This is a genomic window from Cellulosilyticum sp. I15G10I2 (assembly GCF_900095725.1).
Classification (GTDB): domain Bacteria; phylum Bacillota; class Clostridia; order Lachnospirales; family Cellulosilyticaceae; genus FMMP01.
In genome coordinates, this window is the sequence record NZ_FMMP01000007.1 from 83,470 (window position 1) to 103,437 (window position 19,968).

General features: G+C 41.4%; 14 protein-coding genes. 2 read left to right on the forward strand and 12 right to left on the reverse strand.

Going from position 1 to position 19,968, the window contains the following annotated elements; genetic code table 11:
- Positions 1-84: 84 nt before the first annotated feature.
- Positions 85-6,390 (reverse strand): S-layer homology domain-containing protein, encoded by a 6,306-nt coding sequence (locus BN3326_RS07305; RefSeq protein ID WP_069998543.1) that lies wholly within the window; start codon positions 6,388-6,390, stop codon positions 85-87.
- A gap of 240 nt (positions 6,391-6,630) precedes the next feature.
- Between BN3326_RS07305 and BN3326_RS07310 the strand changes: the two genes are divergently transcribed.
- Positions 6,631-7,251, forward strand: a complete 621-nt coding sequence (locus BN3326_RS07310; RefSeq protein WP_069998544.1) for a TetR/AcrR family transcriptional regulator — start codon at positions 6,631-6,633, stop codon at positions 7,249-7,251.
- Positions 7,252-7,329: 78 nt separating this feature from the next.
- Here the strand turns inward: BN3326_RS07310 and BN3326_RS07315 are convergent, their stop codons facing one another.
- The 6 genes from BN3326_RS07315 to BN3326_RS07340 are packed head-to-tail and all read right to left on the reverse strand — an operon-like array spanning position 7,330 to position 13,852.
- Positions 7,330-8,004 (reverse strand): D-lyxose/D-mannose family sugar isomerase, encoded by a 675-nt coding sequence (locus BN3326_RS07315; RefSeq protein WP_069998545.1) that lies wholly within the window; start codon positions 8,002-8,004, stop codon positions 7,330-7,332.
- Between the two features lie 9 nt (positions 8,005-8,013).
- A complete protein-coding gene (locus BN3326_RS07320) occupies positions 8,014-9,090 on the reverse strand; it encodes a Gfo/Idh/MocA family protein (RefSeq protein ID WP_069998546.1) in 1,077 nt (358 codons plus the stop codon).
- A gap of 25 nt (positions 9,091-9,115) precedes the next feature.
- Positions 9,116-10,291: a Gfo/Idh/MocA family protein gene (locus BN3326_RS07325; protein ID WP_069998547.1), complete on the reverse strand. Its 1,176-nt coding sequence runs from the start codon at positions 10,289-10,291 to the stop codon at positions 9,116-9,118.
- A gap of 34 nt (positions 10,292-10,325) precedes the next feature.
- Complete coding sequence (locus tag BN3326_RS07330) at positions 10,326-11,945, reverse strand: extracellular solute-binding protein (protein WP_069998548.1); 1,620 nt, start codon at positions 11,943-11,945, stop codon at positions 10,326-10,328.
- A gap of 38 nt (positions 11,946-11,983) precedes the next feature.
- Entirely contained in the window at positions 11,984-12,883 is a 900-nt protein-coding gene (locus BN3326_RS07335) for a carbohydrate ABC transporter permease (RefSeq protein ID WP_069998549.1), read from the reverse strand.
- A gap of 12 nt (positions 12,884-12,895) precedes the next feature.
- Entirely contained in the window at positions 12,896-13,852 is a 957-nt protein-coding gene (locus BN3326_RS07340; protein WP_069998550.1) for an ABC transporter permease, read from the reverse strand.
- A 344-nt stretch (positions 13,853-14,196) separates the two neighbouring features.
- On the opposite strand from BN3326_RS07340, the gene BN3326_RS07345 reads away from it, so the two are divergent.
- Positions 14,197-16,374, forward strand: coding sequence for a helix-turn-helix domain-containing protein (locus BN3326_RS07345; RefSeq protein WP_069998551.1), 2,178 nt, complete (start codon positions 14,197-14,199; stop codon positions 16,372-16,374).
- 254 nt (positions 16,375-16,628) lie between these two features.
- Here BN3326_RS07345 and BN3326_RS07350 read toward each other — a convergent pair whose 3' ends face one another.
- The 5 genes from BN3326_RS07350 to BN3326_RS07370 all read right to left on the reverse strand — a co-directional run bounded on the left by BN3326_RS07350 (position 16,629) and on the right by BN3326_RS07370 (position 19,819).
- The gene (locus tag BN3326_RS07350) at positions 16,629-18,017 is read right to left on the reverse strand and encodes an ATP-binding protein (RefSeq protein ID WP_083258582.1); all 1,389 of its coding nucleotides are present in this window, start codon (positions 18,015-18,017) and stop codon (positions 16,629-16,631) included.
- Between the two features lie 295 nt (positions 18,018-18,312).
- On the reverse strand, positions 18,313-18,546 hold the full coding sequence (locus BN3326_RS07355) for a glutaredoxin family protein (RefSeq protein WP_069998552.1): 234 nt from the start codon (positions 18,544-18,546) through the stop codon (positions 18,313-18,315).
- Between the two features lie 173 nt (positions 18,547-18,719).
- Entirely contained in the window at positions 18,720-19,118 is a 399-nt protein-coding gene (locus BN3326_RS07360) for a hypothetical protein (protein WP_171903794.1), read from the reverse strand.
- Positions 19,070-19,354 (reverse strand): hypothetical protein, encoded by a 285-nt coding sequence (locus BN3326_RS07365; protein ID WP_069998554.1) that lies wholly within the window; start codon positions 19,352-19,354, stop codon positions 19,070-19,072. The genes BN3326_RS07360 and BN3326_RS07365 overlap by 49 nt, the downstream gene beginning before the upstream one ends.
- Positions 19,355-19,480: 126 nt before the next feature.
- Positions 19,481-19,819: a hypothetical protein gene (locus BN3326_RS07370; protein ID WP_069998555.1), complete on the reverse strand. Its 339-nt coding sequence runs from the start codon at positions 19,817-19,819 to the stop codon at positions 19,481-19,483.
- Positions 19,820-19,968: the final 149 nt, after the last annotated feature.

Below are 19,968 nucleotides of genomic sequence, written 5' to 3' on the forward strand. Positions count from 1 at the left end.
ATAAACTATGATTTAAATCACAATTTTAAAAAAGCCTCAGTGCGCTAACACTAAGGCTTTCTTTAGTCTACTCTTTTCTGATCATTACTTGGTTTTTCTCACGCCGTTTCCATCGACCTCGTACTCATTGATTTTGGTGTTCTTGGCAAGGGTACCGTCAGCATTGAAGTAATACCATTTACCGTCAATCTGCAGCCACTTTCCGGCAGCCATGATGCCATCCTTGCTGAAATAATAAGTTTTGTTGTTGCCGGAGTAGAAGCGCCAATTTCCGTCATCCCCCTGAACCCAGCCGGTTTTTAGCGTACCATCGGTGTTAAAGAAATACGTCACACCGCCTATGGTCTGTATACCAGTGAGGCTCTTGCCATCCTTGTAGTAAAATTGCTGTCCGGCATCGCTTAGCACCCAGCCTTGGGCTGTGGCGGGATCCATGGTCATCTTGACATATCGCTCCAGCATGGAAGAAACTTCGGCGCGGGTGGCACTGGCTTTAGGGCTAAACGTATTATCGCTGCCGCCCATCATGATACCCGCCTGTTGCATGGCTCTTACCGCCGTTTTGTAAATGCTGCCGATGCTGGACGCATCTGCGTAAGTGGCAGCACTACGGGTAATCGGCAAGGTGTAGCCGGTGGCTTTGGCATAGTTTGTAAAGATGACCGCAATTTCTTCACGGGTGATAGACCGATCAGGCGCAAACTCCTGGTTTCCCATACCTTGTATGATGCCATTGCTGTACGCCCATTCAATGTAGGGCTGATAAGCACTGCCGATTTTCACATCGGTGAAGCTATTGGCAGTATAGACTTTCGCATCTACCCCAGCCAGTCTGCCAAGAGCCTCTACCAGCATTCCCCGGGTTGTAGCAGCGTTAGGTGAAAATGTGGTTTCCGTGGTGCCAAAAAGCAGCCCACGCCCTACCACATATTCGATGGATTCTCTGCCCCAATGAGAAGAAATATCTGCAAACTTCGCTGATAGTGGGGTGTAGCCGATGCCGTACAGTGAAAAATGTGTGGTAGTGAAAATAATGCTCTTGTTGTTCACATCATAAGCGGAACCAGCTATGCGGGAAGGGTTACCCTTTTCGTCCACATAAACCCCATACAGTCCCCCCACGGCTTCATTTTTGCCCAGGGTGTACGGAATGGAAACCGTAGCCGTACCACTACCGAAGCTGATACCCCTTTTGCCCGAATCATAGCCCACAGTTATGTCATACACCGGCCGTGTGCCGATCATCTTCTTAGCAGAATCGGATAGATTCGTGTTCGGGACAACGGTTATCTTGATATTCCCAGTACTCTGCTTCTGGATTTCCGCCAGCGCCCTTTTGTCAAAGGTAATGGTAATGAGAGAGCCGTTGATGCTAAAATAGGTTACCCCTGCGCTGACAAGGCTTTTCAGAGCATTTTGGCTCAGTATTACTGACAAGGAGGTTGCACCCTTGGGGAGGGTGATATTCAGCTCCACCGAAATACCATTGGCGATTTTGCCTTGCGCTTTTCCATCGGCCTGGGCTTTGGCAATGGCATCGGTAATGATTTGATCCGAAATTGCCGCACTTGCTGCGCCGCTTGTTTCGGCTGTTGCCGTAATAGAAGCCGATACCGTCACAGGCTGGCTCGGTTCCTTTTCAGGTGTTGCGGTGATTACAGCTGGGGCGGAAGGTGTGTATCCACCACTACCGCCACCACCATCATGCGAACTTGCAGTAACCGTTACCTTGCGGCTGACCCAAAGGTCTCCCGGCAAAGTCAGCCACGCCGGAGGAGCCGTATAACTGATGGTGCCTGTAAAGGTTTGTTCATTGCCTACTGCAGTTCTATCCAGCATTTGACCGCCATTCCAGTTGATGGTATAGGCAACGCTTTGCCCCTGAACGGTAACACTGCCGCTCTCGGGCAGGATGCTGCTTCCCAATTTGGCTGCTGTAGCGGAGTTGTCGCTATTTAAGACTGCCAGCGTATCTTCAAAGGTAGGGTTCACCGCCGTAACCGGGGTAACAGTTACGTTTACGCTCATGGTTATGTCGTTTGCATTAACATTGCCATTACCTGTGAGCCTGCCGGTCACTGCATATACAGTACCCTGGGCGTTATAGGCGGTGGCGGTTTCCCATGTGATGGGCAGGGTCGCTGCGCCACTTTCAGCGGTAACGCTCACACTTGACGGAAGATCCGCCGCATCCACAACAGCCTGTGGAACTGTAGCATTCCGCACCTCATAGGCAGTTTTGCTGACATTACTCACAGTGGTGGTAATGCCCTCCACCTTGGCCTGCTCAATGGTGTAGGTGAAGTTTTTGGTACCGGTAAAGCTGCCAATGCCAGTAAGGGTCAGCGTCACCTCTCCGGCATTTGTTCCAGCACTTGTACCAGCTGCATCGGTACTGGTGGTTGCAATGGTATAATCCCTATCCTTGACAAGGATTGTTCTATCAAAAGCGACCGTCAAGTCCGGCATTTGCTGACTGCCGTTATAGATAAAGCTTGCTGTGCTGGGCGTAACGGTGGCATTGGCAAGGTTGCGTTCAAACAGCAGGTGCAGCCCAGGATAGCCGGATTGCCCCGCCATTCCAACAAACAGTATGGGCAGCTTATCACCTACACACATCCAGACCATGCCGTCCCATGCAGCAGTATCCCAGTAAGTTGACATCGTCCAGAAGTTTGCACCAAACAGGGTTTGAGAGGTCACATCCGCACCGTCTATTGCATTTAGACCCTTATTGGCCCATGTACCAGGAATATGGCTAAAGGCGTAGTTGCTTATCAGTGTGCCCATATTATCTCCTGCCACGCGTCCGACCTCACTTGCGCTACAGACTGTAGGGTTCAGCGCCGCACAATTTTTTACAGCACCGTTCCAATCAACGCTTCCCGCTACACCGCCGATAGCACTTGTGCCACTGACATTTCCACTGCTGTAGCAGTTTTGTACTATACTCAAGGCACCTACATATCCCGCCACGCCGCCAATATTGCTTGTGCCGCTGATACTGCTGGTGCTGTAGCAGTTTTGTACCACACCGCTCAAGTCAGCAGTGCCCACCAGACCGCCGACATAGTTTGTGCCACTGATACTGCCGGTACTGTAGCAGCTTTCCACCTTTGTGCCGGTGCCACTCACATAACCCGCCACTGCCCCGATGTTGCTTTTTCCTTTGATATTGACATTTGCCACGCCAAGATTTTTTATGATACCACCTTCTGCAACATACCCAAAAATGCCCTGATAATCTGCATCTCGATTGATAAACAGCCCAGTGATTTGATAGCCACCGCCATCGAAAATACCCTGAAAAGGTCTGGATTCACTCCCGATGGACACCCAACCTCTGCCGCTGTCATAGCTGCTGCCGTAGGCGGAAAGATCAAGGTCGTTTTGCAGCTCGAAATACTTGCTGGAAAAGCTGTCCCCTGCATTTACCAGTTCCCCCAGCTTGGCGAGATCTGCGGCAGTTTTGATACGATAAGGGTCGCTCTCGCTTGTGCCCGCCCCCTCAAAAGGCATTATCCCCGCCACCAGCAGATGTGACGGCATGGAGGCGTCCTGCCCTGCAATGCCCTTAAGGATGGGCAGCTTGCCAGCTTCTATAGACCATACGGTGGTATCCCAATCTGCTGTAAAACCGGTGGCAGTCGTCCAAAAGCCCGTAGCATTAATTTCGGCTGCTGTTTTGAGTACACCGGCGTAGCCTCCAACGCCCTCTACCAGCATGCCGTCAAAGGCGATGCTTCCCAAAACACTGCCGTAATTATGCCCTACCATGCGACCCACAGAGATACCACCATTTACATCTGGGTTCAGCGCGGCACAGTTTTCCACCCTACTCATACTAAGCACGATACTCCCTACCAGACCACCGACACCGTTTGTGCCGCTGGTACTGCCAGTGCTGTAGCAGTTTTGCACCGTACCGTCAACATACCCCGCCAGGCCTCCGACATAGTCTCCTGTGCTGCTGACATTTCCGCTGCTGTAGTAGTTTTGCACCGTACCGTAGACAGTCCCTGCTAGACCTCCGACATAGTTGCCTGTGCTGCTGACATTTCCGCTGCTGTAGCAGTTTTGTACCGTACCGTAGACAATCCCCGCCAGACCTCCGACATAGTTGCCCGTACTGCTGATATTTCCGCTATTGTAGCAATTTTGCACCGTACCTTCGACAACCCCCACCAGACCTCCGACATGGTTGCCTGTGCCGCTGATATTTCCGCTGCTGTAACAGTTTTGCACCGTACCGCCCCAAACAACATACCCTACCACGCCGCCGACCAGGTTCCTGCCGACAATATGACCGTTCTCCACACCGAGGTTTTGCACCGTGCCACCGCTGATATAGCCAAACAGCCCCTGCAAATCCGAGCTGCTACGACTGATGGTCAGATTAGTTATCTTGTGGTTGCCGCCGTCAAAGTTTCCCCTAAACGTATAGGACAAGTTTCCGATAGGCGTCCAGCCATTGCCACTATCCGCACTGGCATAGCCTGCAAGGTCAAGGTTGTTCATTAGCTTGTAATGTGCGGTATTATAGCTTGTATTTCCCGCATTCACCAGTTCCGCCAGCTTGGCAAGGTCTGCGGCAGAAGATATCTGGTAAGGGTTGCCGCTTGTACCTGCCCCTCGGAAGTTCGGGTCGCTGCCGTCCACAATATGAGGGGGCAGAGCAACTGCCACGCCAAAGCCGGGCAGCTTGCCTTCTCCGTATGTCCACGCTGGGTCATTGCCAAATAACGCTTCAAAAAACCCGACAGTCTTAATTTGGGCAGCGGTTTTGGATGGGCCGTCCACCTTATCCTCCCCCATAATAAGTTCTTTTTCCCTGCCCTCCTCAGTTGTCGTCATGCCGCCAAAGGCGATGTTTCCCGAAAGAATGCCTCCAACACTAACACTCCCAGCCACTCGCCCGATATTATCTCTGCCGGTGACAGAGGCATTCAGTGCGGCGCAGTTTTCCACCGCACCCATATTCTCCACCTTGCCTGCCACGCCGCCGATATACGAGCCGCCGCTAACAGCACCGGTGCTGTAGCACTTTTTCACCGCGCCGTTTTCCTCAATAAGACCCACTATGCCGCCAATATAAATGTCTCCACTAGTAATACCGCCGATGCTGTAGCAGTTTTCCACTGCGCCCTCAACCACACCCGCCACGCTACCAACACTGCCTAATCCAGTAATGTTGGCATTCACAACGCCAAGATTCTTTACAATACCACCAGCACCGATACCGCCAAAGAATCCCTGCTTGTTTTTGTCCCGGTTGATATGCAGCCCCGTAATGCTATGGTTGTTGCCGTTAAACTCACCCATGAAGAAACGATCCTGAGACGCAGCTGAATCATACACGCCGATGGGTATCCAGCCTTCACCACTGGAATAGGCTGAAAGATCAATGTCATTCATCAGCTTTAGGCTGACCTTTGCGTCCTCATTGTTGAACAAAAACAGCTCAAGCCCTTTTACGCGCGCATTAACCAGTATGGCGATTTCGGCAAGCTGGGTCGCAGTGGTGATTTCCACCGGGCTGTCCGCTGTGCCCCCTCCCGCTATGAGCGCCATAAGAGTCATTTTTTTGCCGACTGACTGGGGAATATACACTGTCATGCGGGGACACTCCACGCCGTCCGCAACCCCGTAGCCCTCGCCCAAAACAGCGCTGAACACATACAAGCCCCGCTTCGGATATTCTGAATCATAATCGTGGTCGGCCTCCCATGTCACCGGGATTTGAACAACCTTCCCCTCCACGGTACCGCCTACCATTTTCGGAAACTCCGGTACGGTGGTGTTCTGCCAGCGGATAGCGTCAGGCAGCGCATCAAAGGCCGTCACCATACCTGTAATAAGCGCACCTACCCTCACCGTAATCTTGGGTATTTCTATCTTATCACCGAGGGTAAGTCCCTCTGGCAGTTTGGGTGTAAAAATATATGTACCCGCCGCTTCGCCGTCGTATTCAGGTGATGAAGCCCATGTCACAGGCAGAGGAACGGTCATTTCATCCGCGCTGTCCACGGTTCTCTCCGTTGGCTCAGCTTCTTCGGGAGTCTTGGCATCATCTATTTCATCGATGCCAATCACTGACCCAGTTACCGTATCAGCTTCTCCGTAATCAAGCGTCAGTTCTTCCTTTAAAGCTGCAAGCCGTATGGTCACCGTCAGGGCGTCCGGCAGCTCCAAATGCCTTTCGGATGTACCAAGGGGCACGCTCCGCATTGCAATGTCCGCCTCCAACGCCTCAAAAGCGGTAATCTCACCACTTGGGCCAATGGGGAATGTGCCTGTTTCAGCCATCGCCGAGGCAGGAAGCATACCCACAACCATGATGATAGACAGCACCATAGCCCCGAGCCTTTGCTTTGTTTTATTTTTTCTCATACTCGTCCCTCCATCTCATATCATAAAAACTCCTATTGAATCTACAAATTGCACACCATACTTTGTCAGACAGAATTCCAAGAAGTGTAACTCATTCAGCTTGACTACTTGAATTTGAAAGCGACAGGTGTTATACTCCAAATGAGTAATTAAGTTTAGCGAATAAGTTTAGTGAATCAGTTTACTAACTAAGTTTATTATATTTTATTTTTTCAAAAAGTTCAATATAGGAGCGGAAATATGAGAGAGAAAAAACTCGACAAGAGGAAAGCCCAAGGAGCTGAAACTAAAAAGAAGCTGTATGAAATTGCGGAAAGGTTATTTACAGAACGCAATTTCTCCGATGTTAACGTAGAGGACATCACCGATGAGGCCGGTATTACCAAGGGTGCTTTTTATGTACACTTCGAATCTAAGGATGCGCTGATCGCTACTTTGATTGCTGACTATGCATCTCGAGCCGATACGGATTATAAAACCTTTTTGGAAATGCTGCCTGATGATATTCACACTTCAGAGGTACTCCTTAGGCTAACTCAAAAAATAACTGAAACGCTTTTAAATACTATCGGCTATGAAAATATGAAAAAGGTTTACCAAATGCTGCTGGCGAGATCCGTAGATACCGAAGCGGTAAAAGGTTACGGCAGAGAGCTTTATACGTTGTTTCATGGCGTGTTGGAAAAAGGTATTCGGCGTGGAGAGCTTAAATCTTCATTGCCGTCAGAGGAGCTTGCCCGACATTTTGTAATGGCGATACGGGGTGTCAGCTATGAATGGTGTGTTCGCTATCCTGACTTTGATTTAAAAGAGCAGACAATGGCGCATATCCAGTTGCTGATCAAGGGGATTCAAACCTAATAACTTAAAAGAAATCCTCCATCAGGAGGATTTCTAAAAATAAATCATTATAAAATATATCGCGTTGCTTATTAAATGCTACCGATAGTCTGTAAACATGAAGTGCCGTATTGGTTCGTCTTCATCCACTTGCGGCAATCTTTCACCCGCTTCATAGAATCTATTATCTATAAAGTCATCATTGGTTGTCGATACTTCAAAGAGAATGACAGGACCAGTCCCTGGCACACCTTGCCACGAGTGGTATTGGCCTGGCTTTAAGGTAATACTCTCTCCCGGCTTTATAACAAGCGTCGTACCTGCTTTAACAACTACTTTTCTGCCATCCATACTCACCTCAACATCTGTATCTGCAAATTGACCGTCTTCTGCAGCATTATATAATGTAATCAAAAGGTCTCCGCCACCACGATGAATGATATCTTCCATTTTACTCCAGTGGAAATGATAAGGCAGTACCTGACCATCACTGACAAGAAGCAGCTTTTCTGCATAATTTTTGGGGTATTTTTCTTTATTGTGAGTATTTCCATTTCTGAATGTAAACACAGTTAATCCCGTTTTAGAAAAATCACCACTCCCAAAATCAGTAACATCCCAGCCTAACATATTATCCTTGATCTCTTGATACTCATCTCCCGCTTTTTCCCATTCATCCTGAGTCCAATAAGCAAATGGTGGCAAGGGGAATTGTTTTTCCTTCATTAAGGCTATCGCCTCATCTATGGCTTTATTAATTACTGAGCGTTTCATATATGCCTCCTAACCTTTAATAACATCCGCCTGCAACTGAGCCTTTACTGATAGCTCCGCCGCCAGAAGCGCTTGATGTTGCGTCATGGCATTTTCAGTACGGTTGATACAGTCTAGTATGAATTCTCCGAAGAAAGGATACCCTACTTTCCCTTCAACATTCATGTACTTCTCAGTCTCTTTGTTTGCGAGATAAACGTTATTGCCTCTTTGATCCCTCGCCAAATCCGTATATTTTCTAAGTTCAATATAGCCTTCTGTACCGAGAATAATGGTACGTCCGTCACCCCACGTAGACAGACCATCTGGTGTGAACCAGTCTACTCTAAAATACATGGTGCTTCCTTGATCTGATACCAATGTTGCATCGCCAAAATCATCCAGCTCTGGATACTGGGGATTATTGAAATTGCCGATTTGGCTCTTAACTACTTTTGCCTGGTTGACATCTGCAAAAATGAGAAACTGATAAATTTGATGGCTTCCAATATCACATAAAATCCCGCCATACTTTTCTTTTTCAAAAAACCACTGCGGACGACTTGGCGCACTAAGTCTGTGAGGTCCTAGGCCTAAAACTTGAACAACTTCTCCTATTGCCCCTTCTTCAATGAGTTGTTTGGCAAATACCGCACTCTCTACATGAAGATATTCACTATAGTATACCATGTATTTCATCTTGGTCTCTTCAATAAGTTTTTTTGCTGTTTCAATCTGCTCAAGCGTTGTAAAAGGGGCTTTATCTGTAAAATAATCTTTGCCATGCTTCATCACTTGAAAACCTACATCAGCACGTTCCGAAGTGATTGCTGCTGCGGCAACCAGTTTTGTATCCTGATCATTAAGAATTTCTTCAAAACTCACAGCCTGTTTAGCTTGGGGATATTGTTTTAAAAAGTGATCTACAAGCACTTGATCATCATCATAAACGTATTTCAACGTAGCTCCAGCTTCAAGAAGCCCATTAGTCATACCATAAATATGTCCATGTTTTAGAAACGCTGCCGAAAAAGTGAACTCCCCCTCAGCTACAACTGGCCTGGGTTTTCCTTTTGGGGCATAATTCATGCCATCTTTCTTATCCATAGTCTCTCCTTTCTGAGCGTCCATTTTATTTATCATAATTATACTTGGAATAATCATTGCCTGTGGTGATAAATTCCGGGTCGAAATTTTCTACCGAACCTGTTTTTTCATAAAACTTCTCTACATTTGCCTGAATGCCTTCAACAGTATAAAATGGATCATCTTTTTCTAAGGGAAGGCATACCTTTTGACTTGAAAAGCCTGATTTATAAACTGCTGTAATATATTCTAATGTACGACGGCCGTCTTCTGCCTGCACTAAGAAGTTTTTATGCCCATTTTCTATGGACCTTATCACATTGTCAATCTGCCCTGCATGCCCTTCATACTCTAAATCTTCTAATGTCCGATAGTAATCTTCAATTTCTTTTTGTTTTTCTGGGTAAGGTTCCCCAAATCCATTAGGTCTTGATTTAAATGCCGCAACACTCCACGGTGCACAGATTTTAGCCTGTTCACATTGGAAGATAAATTGCTGTTCTTCGCCATGATGTACCAAAGAACTCATCATTGTGGACATAGAGCCATCTTCGTACTTAGAAATAGCTACTGAAAAATCTTCTACCTCCGCATTATCATGATTTAAATTGTTAACGATGGCTGTAATCTCAACCGGCAGGCCTTTCATCCAATTAAGCATATCGATATGATGCACAGCATGATTTAAGGTGCATCCGCCGCCTTCTTTTTCCCAAGTTCCGCGCCACCATAAATCATAATAGGAATGCCCTCTCCACCACACTGAATCTACTTGTGCATGAAGTACCCTGCCGGCAACCTTTTGATCTAGTAAATTCTTTAATTTCATAATAGGGGATCGAAAGCGATTCTGCGAAATAATAGATAAACGCTGCCCCGTCTTATCTCTTGCATCAATCATAGCATCACATTCTGCTAAGGACGCTGCCATTGGTTTTTCACAAAGCACATCCAGTCCATGGTTCATACAATCTATAGAAATCTGCGCATGGGTATAGGGTGGTGTACATATGCTAATCAAATGGATATCATCCCGTTCAAATAGTTTTTCATGGCTGTCATATACATCTGCATCCAAATGATACTTTTCCTTAATAGCCTGTGCCTTCTCTGGATAGATATCAACCAGTGCTGCAATTTTGCATCGGTCTTTGAATGCAGCATACCCTTCGATATGTGATGGTGCAATATTACCGGTTCCGATAATCGCTACATTAATCATATTTCTTCCTCCTGGAATAGCTAAGAATTATTTTCTATTTTGCTGATTTGCTGAAATGCTCATAGCGTTCTTCAATAATTTTAGCAATATCATATTTTTCAAGCTCTGAAATGTATTGTTTATAAAGCGCATCAAATGCTTCTGGTTTTGCTGTTATTAACTTAACTTTGTAGTCTTCATTAACTTTATCAAGATTACCAGATTGTTCTATTTCTGTAGGAGACTTATAAGTTGTAGCTGTTAAACGTGTACCAGTAAGTGCAAGTGTATAAGAATCAGTTAAGTATTGTTCATATTCCGGTAAAGTTTTTGACACCGCTTTGATAAAATCTTCTTCTGTTTTAAAGTACCCTTGGTTTCCTACTAAAAAGGTGTCATGTTTAATCCAATCTAACTCTTGGGCATTTAGCTCTACATCTTTTGGCATTGGCACGCCATCTACAACTTCATAGTGTTTCCCTTCAAAGCCAAACCATAAGGTTTTTCCACCTTCTCCAGCTAAGAAATTCAAATATTTAATACATGCCTCGGGATTCTTTGCTGTTTTAGGTATGAATACAAATGCTCCTGTCGGCGGATACTCATCTACATATTGTTTGCCGTCATACATATTTGCAAGTGCTGGGATTGCTACAAAATCTGCATTGGGTTCAGTAGCTCTTAAGTTTTGAAGAAGTCCTCCACGCAGCGGGTCAACATTAGCACCTACATTTGTGTCCCAATAGCCAACTGTTCCAGCAACAACGCCTTCTTTTTCTTTTTGGTCAAATTGACTTGTAAAGAATTCCGGATCCATCAAACCATTATTGTAAGCCTTATTTAAGAACTCATAGTAGCCTCTAAAAGTCTCTGATGTGTACGCATGACCTGTTTCACTGCCTGATGGCAACGAAATGCTTCGTGATCTATAGGTTGCTTCATCTTCGTATTCAATAAAAGATGTATATAAATTACCTTTTGTATCACCTCTTGAATAAGCTAATGGATAGAGTCTGTCTTGACCAATGTTACTTGGATCTTTTTGTTTAAATGCCATAAGTACGTTAAAGAGTTCATCTATGTTCTTTGGAACACTTAAACCTAATTTGTCTAACCAGTCTTTTCGGATAAACCCACTGAAGGATGCTGTAATAGATCTGCGGGCTGGAATAGCATATTGCCCGCCGTCCGCTCCAATACCATAACTTAATACGTCTTGACCAACATATTCAACAATTTGCTGTCCATGCTCTGCTAATTCTTTCGAAATATCTTTAATACCACCTTCGTTATACCACTTTTCTACAATACTTGAGTTATAGGTCATCATAATGTCAGCTGCCGTACCCGATGCCATCATAACTGGTATTTTTGTATTTTCTTCACTTCTTGGAATAAGCACAAAGTTAACTTTAACCCCTTGCTTTGCCATTTCTTGATTAACATATTGGGTCCACTGGTTGTTATCTACTGTGCCTTGTCCTGCTGGTATATTGCCACGATCAAACAGCATTACAGAGATTTCTGTCAATTCCCCTGGTTTCTTTGCTGGGTCAGTACTTGAAGTTTTTCCGCTGTTAGTATTTGCTGTGTTATTATTCCCACATCCCACAAACATAGTAAGCGTTAATGTTGCAATAATTAACAAACTGATGATCCTCTTTGTTTTTACCATAATAATTCTCCTTTTATTAAGATATTTTTATTATACGATTATCCTTTGACTGAGCCAAGCATAACGCCTTTGACGAAATACTTTTGCAGCCAAGGATAAATCGTTATAATCGGTATGATTGCTATAACTACTGCTGCTGCTTTCATAGATTCAGGCATAACTTGCTGTCCAATACCTTCTGCTGTTGAGATTTGGTTGAGTGCTTCTGTAAATAGTAATTGTCTTAACATCAATTGCAGCGGATACCTCTCAGGACTGGTAATATACATTAAGCTGGAAAAATAATCATTCCAGTACATCACTGCATAAAAAAGTCCTATAGTCGCTATAATGGGTTTAGACAGCGGCAATGCCATCTTAATAAGGTAATAAATATCATTACATCCATCAATTTTGGCCGACTCTTCGATACTTGAAGGTAAGCTTTGAAAAAAAGCTTTCATAATGATGAAGTTAAATGCACTTACCATAACAGGCAGTACCAGTGATGCTAAACTGTCAACTAAGCCAAGTCCTTTAACAACCATAAAGGTGGGAATAATCCCTCCCCCGAAATACAAGGTAAACAAAATGAAAAATGTAAAAAATGCTCTTCCCTTTAAGTGCGGTTTTGATAAAGCATAGGCTGCCATTGTTGTGACAACCAGTGATAAAAGAGTTCCTGCTACTGTTATGAACACCGAATTCTTTAAAGAATTTAAAATCATACTCGTCTGCATGATTTTTTCATAGGCACTCGTCTGAAAGTTGATCGGATAAAAGGTTACCTTTCCAGATAAAATAGCCAAACTGTCACTTAACGAATAAGCAAGTACATTTAAAAACGGATAGAGACACAACAATACAACAAAGCCAATCGTAATATAAACATATACACTAAACAGCACTTCATCTAATTTGAATTTTTTTGATCGAGCTTTTTCTGACCTTCCTCTCATGTCATCCTCCTCCTAAATAACGCCATCTTCGCCTAATAATTTTGCAAATGCGTTGGCCATTAATAACAACGTAATGTTAATGACGGACTGGAATAATCCTACTGCTGTTGCAAAGCTGTATTGAACACGCTGCAGCCCCATTTTATAAACGTAGGTACTTAATACTTCTCCCACTTCAATGACTTTGCTGTTTTGAAGTAATAACGGTGCATCTAATCCAATATGCATCATCTGGCTGATTGAAAGAATAAACATAACTACCATAGTTGACTTGATACTTGGGAGTGCAATGTACCATATACATTTAATACGCCCAGCCCCATCTATTTTAGCGGCTTCATAAAGAGACTCATCGACACCTGATAAAGCTGCCATATAAATGATCGTCCCCCACCCTACGTCTTTCCACGTATTTGCAAAAACATAGACAGTAATCCACCAGCCATGTTCCAGTAAAAACTGAATGGGCTCCCCGCCTGCTCCTTTAATCATGTTATTGACGGCACCATTATTCATTGAAAAGAGATTCGTAACAATACCCGCAATAGTTACCCATGATACGAAATAAGGCAAATATAATATAGATTGTGCTGTCTTCTTAAAAGTCTTGCTTGTTACCTCATTGAGTAATAAGGATAAGAAGATTGATAATGGAAACTTCACAGCCAATACTATCAAATTCAAAAGTACAGTATTTTTAACTGCAAGCCAAAAGAAATCTTCTTGGAAAATCTTTTTAAATACCTCTAAGCCTACCCATTCGCTTCCCCAAATACCTTCAAACATATTATAATTTTTAAATGCAATTACAAGCCCGCCCATTGGCCCATATCTAAAGATCGTAAAATATATAAGAGCTGGAACCAATAGTAAATATAATAAGATGTCTCTTTTTATATAAAACCATATGCTTTTTTTCTTTCTTTCAACAGAACGTGTTGAACGTATGGAAAATATCGTATTTGTCATCCATTCACTCTCCCTTTCTTTTTTTTTGTGACTTTTTTCGTTTATTTCGTTTTTGTGATTTTAATTATGTATCAAATAGCACAATTATTAAAGAGTACAAATGTGTTATTTTATATCATTTTATAATCTCTGATTTTTAAGGCTTTATTCTAAGGACTTATTGACATCGCGCTTTCCCTTTCAAATGTTATGTTTGGCATCTATTGATACGCTGATTCCATCTATGAATAGGTATAAATATAACATAACATATCATTTTATATATATTTCCCTCTTTTTTATTGACTCCGAGCGCTTTTTTAGGTACATTTTAATAACAAAGGAAAAGCATTAAAGGAGGCGCCATGTCATTCTTAAAAAAAACTAAGAAAATGTTTATGCGAACTTATACAACATTGCTATTAACGCTTCTTATTCCAATGATTATTTTTATGACGTCTTTTTTTATCAATTATGCACAAAGCCGAAAAGCTAACTTAGATTCTTATCATCTGCTTAAATCAAAATCTCTTGGTATTTTTACTGCTCAGGTCATGAATAACTTAGAAAGCGATCTTTTGAAGCTAGATAGTTCGCGTATTTTCAAAATATATCCCACTGAAAATATACGACCTGATATAGACTCCGTACTTTTATTACTGGATGAACTTGTTTCTTTTAAATTAAAACATGACTATATTGATTCGATGTATTACTATCATTCAACGACAGATTTCCTGTTCATTGATAAAACGGGAACAAATGATATCCAGCTTTTTTATGATACCGAGTGGATTGAGCAATTAGATCCTTCATTAAAGCTCCAGCGTCTGCCGATTCGAAGGATTGAATCTGATCCAATGTTTAAAAAAGCTATGCCCTTATCGTTTACTCAAAACATCCTTACACTGGCGGTACAATTAGCTCCGAACAGATACATTCTAGCCAACATATCTGTCAACAAGTTGGCTTCTTATATCAATAAGTACACCATGCTTCCCGGTGAAGCTTATGCCATTTCTTCTCATAAAGAAGAAATGCTGTTTGCCATCCCTGCCCTGGATACTTTTATTGATGATCCCGAAAATACCGCTATCAATACCTATCAATATGCCCTTCCATACAACGGGTGGGTGGGTACTTTGTATGTATCTCATGATGCACTTCGTCAAGATATGGCTTATTTAATGTGGTTTATCATTATTAATATCTTTTTATTGCTGGTGATTAGTTTTATATTAGCTATCTTTGCTACCCGCTATATTTATAAACCCATCAAAAGTTTAAACGAAGAGATACAAGAGCATATTACAACCTCTAAAAAGGACTATTCCGATGAGATCGAGTTTTTTAGAGACATGTTTAACCGATTAGAGACCGAAAACCAACGTTTCCAGTCTCAGGCTTATGTTTATCAAGATTCACTTAATCAATATGCTTTCAAAGATTTTATCCATGGCACCCTAACGTTCCAGGCTTTTTCCGAACGTATGCTGTCTTCTCACCTGAATATCAGCGCACCCTATTACCAATTACTTTTAATCAGCAGCGAACTGCAAAATGCCGCCATGCCCATTAATGCAGATACAACCTTTAATATTCTCTCAGTTTTAAATGCTTATATCCAAAACTTAGGCACTGGACTCACTTTGCTGATGGATCAGTATTTTGTTATCTTAATCGGTGCCGAAGAAAAGGCAAACATCGCCTCAATAGCCCAAAGTGTTATCCGCATTTCTCAAGAATCATTTAATATCGGTAAGTATGTCGGGAAAAGTGATGTCTTTAGTCAGCTCACCCAAGTACCCGACACGTATAATAACACTTTAAGCTCTGTTCAATATTACAAATACATTGGTACACCAAAGGAATTTTTGTGTTCTTGCGATAAGGCACAAATATCGTTTCGCTATAGCTCCGCCAGCAAAATACAAGATAAGCTTGTTAATGCGGTGTCCTTAAATGATTTTAAAGAAATAGAACTACATACCCACCAATTTATTGAGCATCTAATGAAACTAGATTCATTAGATTTACTCTTTAAAGTGACCTTTATCCTCATCGCAACGCTTGAAACAAAGTTTACTTTAAACGAGATCTTAGATTTTAATGTTTATCACGCCTTAGAAAATACAGAAAATATCAACGAGCTCGAAAATATTATTATCAAAACCTGCACACAAATTGCTATGCATAACAAACTGGAAAAACTCAACGAAAATATCTATGTGAATCAAGCTAAGCAGTTTATTCATGACCATTACAAAGAAGGTATCAGCGTCTCCCAAGTGGCTGATTCATTAAATATTAGCTATCCTTATTTATCTAAGCTATTTAAAGAAATGGAATCTCAAAATATTGCTGATTATATTAATGAGATTCGCATCGAAGAGGGGAAAAAACTTCTCATTTCATCTAACTTGACCGTCAAAGAGATTGCCGTCGAAGTAGGCTATAGCAATCACCAAAGCTTTGAGCGCTATTTCAAAAAATACAACGACCTTGCCCCTGGTCAGTATCGCAAATTAAATGTACCTACTTAAAGATTCTATTTCTTTATCCCCGGCTTAATCGGACACACTGGTGCTACTGGCTCATGGCTCTTTTATTGTGCTGAACTAGAATTGATTTTCACAGGAACACTCAGCCAAGTAACTGCTGCTCCAGTCCCCTTTAAAGTCATACCTAAATTATTAAAAACATTTAAGTGACGGTAATAAATTTAAAAAAAGTCTTAGTGCGCTAACACTAAGACTCTGATATATTTTTCTTGATTCATTGTTCTCCCCTACAAAGTTCACTTATTTATTCTATATTTTGTGGCTCTGCTTAGTCCTTGTTTTTCAAGAATCTCCTCTTTAACCATATTCTTTAAAATGTCATTAGTTCTGGATTTAGATAATCCGAGCACCTGCATCGCTTGTGAAATACTAATTGTTTTATTTTCCTGTAAATAAGATAATACTTTTTGCACATACAAAGCCTCATTTGATTTTGCGTCCGATTTTGCGTCCGATTTTGCGTCCGATTTTGCGTCCGATTTTGCGTCCGATTTTCTATAGAGGATAAACTTCACAAACATACCTGATTCAATAATATCTGGTTTTTTTAATCCTTTATTTTCGCACAGCTGAATAATCCGCTGCACGCCTCTTCCCCACTGTTCTACTATCTTAGCCTCTCTAAAGATCCTTACAATAACCTTGTTTCTTATTTCTGATCGCCCACCAAGTACATCTTCAATTGTGATTCCTTTTGGCAGACCTCCCGGTGATGTTATTTCAATACGCGAATCAAAAACTGCTACCTTAATATCCGAACCTGTCATGCTATAATCTCTATGAATAATCGCATTTACTATAGCTTCACGAAGTGCTTCCGGTGGAATTTCGTATTCGTCAATACGTGTAACAAAGTCCTCGCCTACCTCTCCATGTAGGTTAATATTAGCCAATAAAAACTTCATAGTATTTTCTAGTTGCACAAAAAGATCTCCGTTAAATTCTTTGCGGTCAATAAAAACATCCATTGTCTCGCCTTTAAAACGCGCACACTTTATCTGAACCTGCTCATAAATACCTAGTAAAATAGGTACCGCATTGGTCAGTCGAACTGATTTCAACTCATTTTTCAATAACTTTAAATTAACTAAATCTTTTTCAGTTACTTCACGGCTTAAATGAACAGATAATATATTGATTATAGAACTAAGATCAAAGTCTTCTTGTTGCTGCATCCAAAAGTCTTCATCATAAGAGATATTTAGTTTTTGTCTTTCTAGTTCCTGAATGTATTCTATGTCTGCTTTTTTATTGGTTGCGCCCACTCTTATATAAGTGCCGTCTCTTTTACCTATGCTCTTTAAAAAATGAGGTTTAAGGGGACTTGGATACACTTCTACAACTAATACTGTTTTATCTTTAATCGCCTGAGCATAAATATCAGGAATGATAATAGGATATATAGAATCATGAAGTATATTAGATATGCGGTCCATTTGCTTTGTAATATCTAAGTCTTCAACGCCTATAACTGCTCCTGTATCCGCCACCCCAATAATCAGCTTTCCCCCAGCCATATTTGCAAAAGCAACTATTGTCTTTATAAGTTTCTCAGCAGAAGGAAATTTTTCTTTAAATTCGATAGTTTTACCTTCTCCTTTTTTTATTTGCTCAAATAGATCCATGTTGATCACCGTCTCCCGCTTATTAGGACTAGCCTTAATTTCCTTATTTTAACATATCTTTGCAAATAGATAAAGTCTTTAGCCTAGATGCCATTTCTTTTATATGCTATATCCCCTCCCCTATAATGCTTATAAACCTTATGATCATCTATGCTATAATGAATTTAGCTTTTAATCGTTTATTTTTATAGTTTGTGTTACAATCAATTTAAAGAAAGCCTTAGTGCGCTAACACTAAGACTCCCTGAATGTTTTATATTTGTGGGCTTTTGTACAATTGATAGGTCTTTCTCTGTTATGCGTTGTTTTTAAACCATGTGATGATGTCCTCAGACTCATAAAGAGGATTGCCATTAATAAATAAACATGGCACTTGTGACTTGCCACCCACCTTAATTAATGTATTATATGCCTCGTCGTCAGTATGAATATTTTTATAGGTGATATCAATAGACTTACCCTCTAAAAACTTTCTCACTTTATAGCAAAAAGGGCACCCATCAAAATAATATAATACTAATTCTTTCATACGAATTCCTCCTAATTAGTTAAGATAGTACTGCTAGTCCTATAAGCAAGCTTGATTGATCAAAAAATAAATACTAGAAGAAATAAGATCTGTCCTCTGTTAGTATAGGCATTAAAACATAAAATAATCATTTACAATTATCTATCTAACTAAAAATTGAGTGATAAAAAGGATTAAATAAAAACCTCAGGGTACATATTCATGCTTGTTTCCATAATGGCCTGAATTCGCCCTAGCCCCTGTTGATGATTTTTCATAAAACCTACTAAACTCTTCCTATCTATCCTCATTCCATTTCCGAGTACCTGCATCTGCTTTTTAAAGTTCTGGCTAAAAGGCTTTGCTTTTACTTGCCTTAACAAGATAGCATTACTTGTGTAAGTAGGATAAGCTGATGTATCTGATAGTAAAGATAGTCCATTATCAAAAATTGGACATATTCTAAATTCGCTCTCATCATTATAAATAACAGCCAGGTTATTTAAATGCCTGTCTTCATTCCAAATAATCTCCTGAAGGTTATTTATAGATCTCCTGATTTGGTAAAGTTCTTTGATAAGCACCCTTCCCAAACCCTATCTTCTTCAATAATAGAACACAAATCATACGTAATATACTCTTCTTGATCTAGGTTTGATAACTTCAGCGTCTCCGATACAAACCATTCCGCCAAATCCTCATAACCAAATGTATTAGCTTTTAACCAATAACCGTCTTTAAACCATTTAATTTGATTGCCTTTACTGGATGAACTGGTTTCGCGCCTATCTTGCTGATTAACCCTAATCTCTGATCTTGATATCATCATAACACAACCTTTCTCCTTTAAACCGTACCCAGTAATAATCTTTCAAACTGTAGACCATGGGTCTTTTTTACAATAGATAAAGGAGAATAGGTCCTAAGTCCTAGATCCTGAAGAAGTTGGTCTTTATTAAATCTTGTTTCTGGAAAACATCTGCTGTGCAGCCATTTTGCTATATCTTGCATCGTCTTTATTAAGTATTTCAAAATCTAAAACCTTATCCATAGTACTTACTTCCTTTCCTTCATTCAGTGTTTTATGCACTAGTCCGATGCTGCATTCATATTTTTCAGCTAGATCTCTTATAGTAGCTCCCGCCTCTTTATCTAATCTCATATAAGCCTTAGTTCTGGTGTTTAACTTCTCCTTACGTCCCCCGGATTTTAATTTCCTCTTCAATTCATGATTTTCTTCCTGTAATTTGTTTATTGTTTCTTCTAAGACTCTGATATATTTTTCTTGATTCATTGTTGTCACCCACAAAGTTCACTTATTCATTTATGAACACAATAACTTAAAAAAAATCCTCCGTCAAGAGGATTTCCAAAAATAGTTAATTTAAGATTTTAGATACTTTGCAAGCGCATATGTTCATCTTTCAGTGTTTTCACAAGCTC

Bases quoted from the DNA above. Each gene is read 5' to 3' on its own strand.
- BN3326_RS07370 (WP_069998555.1), bottom strand. From the start codon at position 19,819: ATGAATCAAGAAAAATATATCAGAGTCTTAGAAGAAACAATAAACAAA.
- BN3326_RS07350 (WP_083258582.1), bottom strand. From the start codon at position 18,017: ATGGATCTATTTGAGCAAATAAAAAAAGGAGAAGGTAAAACTATCGAA.
- BN3326_RS07355 (WP_069998552.1), bottom strand. From the start codon at position 18,546: ATGAAAGAATTAGTATTATATTATTTTGATGGGTGCCCTTTTTGCTAT.
- BN3326_RS07335 (WP_069998549.1), bottom strand. From the start codon at position 12,883: ATGAGAGGAAGGTCAGAAAAAGCTCGATCAAAAAAATTCAAATTAGAT.
- BN3326_RS07365 (WP_069998554.1), bottom strand. From the start codon at position 19,354: ATGATGATATCAAGATCAGAGATTAGGGTTAATCAGCAAGATAGGCGC.
- BN3326_RS07320 (WP_069998546.1), bottom strand. From the start codon at position 9,090: ATGGATAAGAAAGATGGCATGAATTATGCCCCAAAAGGAAAACCCAGG.
- BN3326_RS07315 (WP_069998545.1), bottom strand. From the start codon at position 8,004: ATGAAACGCTCAGTAATTAATAAAGCCATAGATGAGGCGATAGCCTTA.
- BN3326_RS07325 (WP_069998547.1), bottom strand. From the start codon at position 10,291: ATGATTAATGTAGCGATTATCGGAACCGGTAATATTGCACCATCACAT.
- BN3326_RS07345 (WP_069998551.1), top strand. From the start codon at position 14,197: ATGTCATTCTTAAAAAAAACTAAGAAAATGTTTATGCGAACTTATACA.
- BN3326_RS07330 (WP_069998548.1), bottom strand. From the start codon at position 11,945: ATGGTAAAAACAAAGAGGATCATCAGTTTGTTAATTATTGCAACATTA.
- BN3326_RS07310 (WP_069998544.1), top strand. From the start codon at position 6,631: ATGAGAGAGAAAAAACTCGACAAGAGGAAAGCCCAAGGAGCTGAAACT.
- BN3326_RS07340 (WP_069998550.1), bottom strand. From the start codon at position 13,852: ATGACAAATACGATATTTTCCATACGTTCAACACGTTCTGTTGAAAGA.
- BN3326_RS07305 (WP_069998543.1), bottom strand. From the start codon at position 6,390: ATGAGAAAAAATAAAACAAAGCAAAGGCTCGGGGCTATGGTGCTGTCT.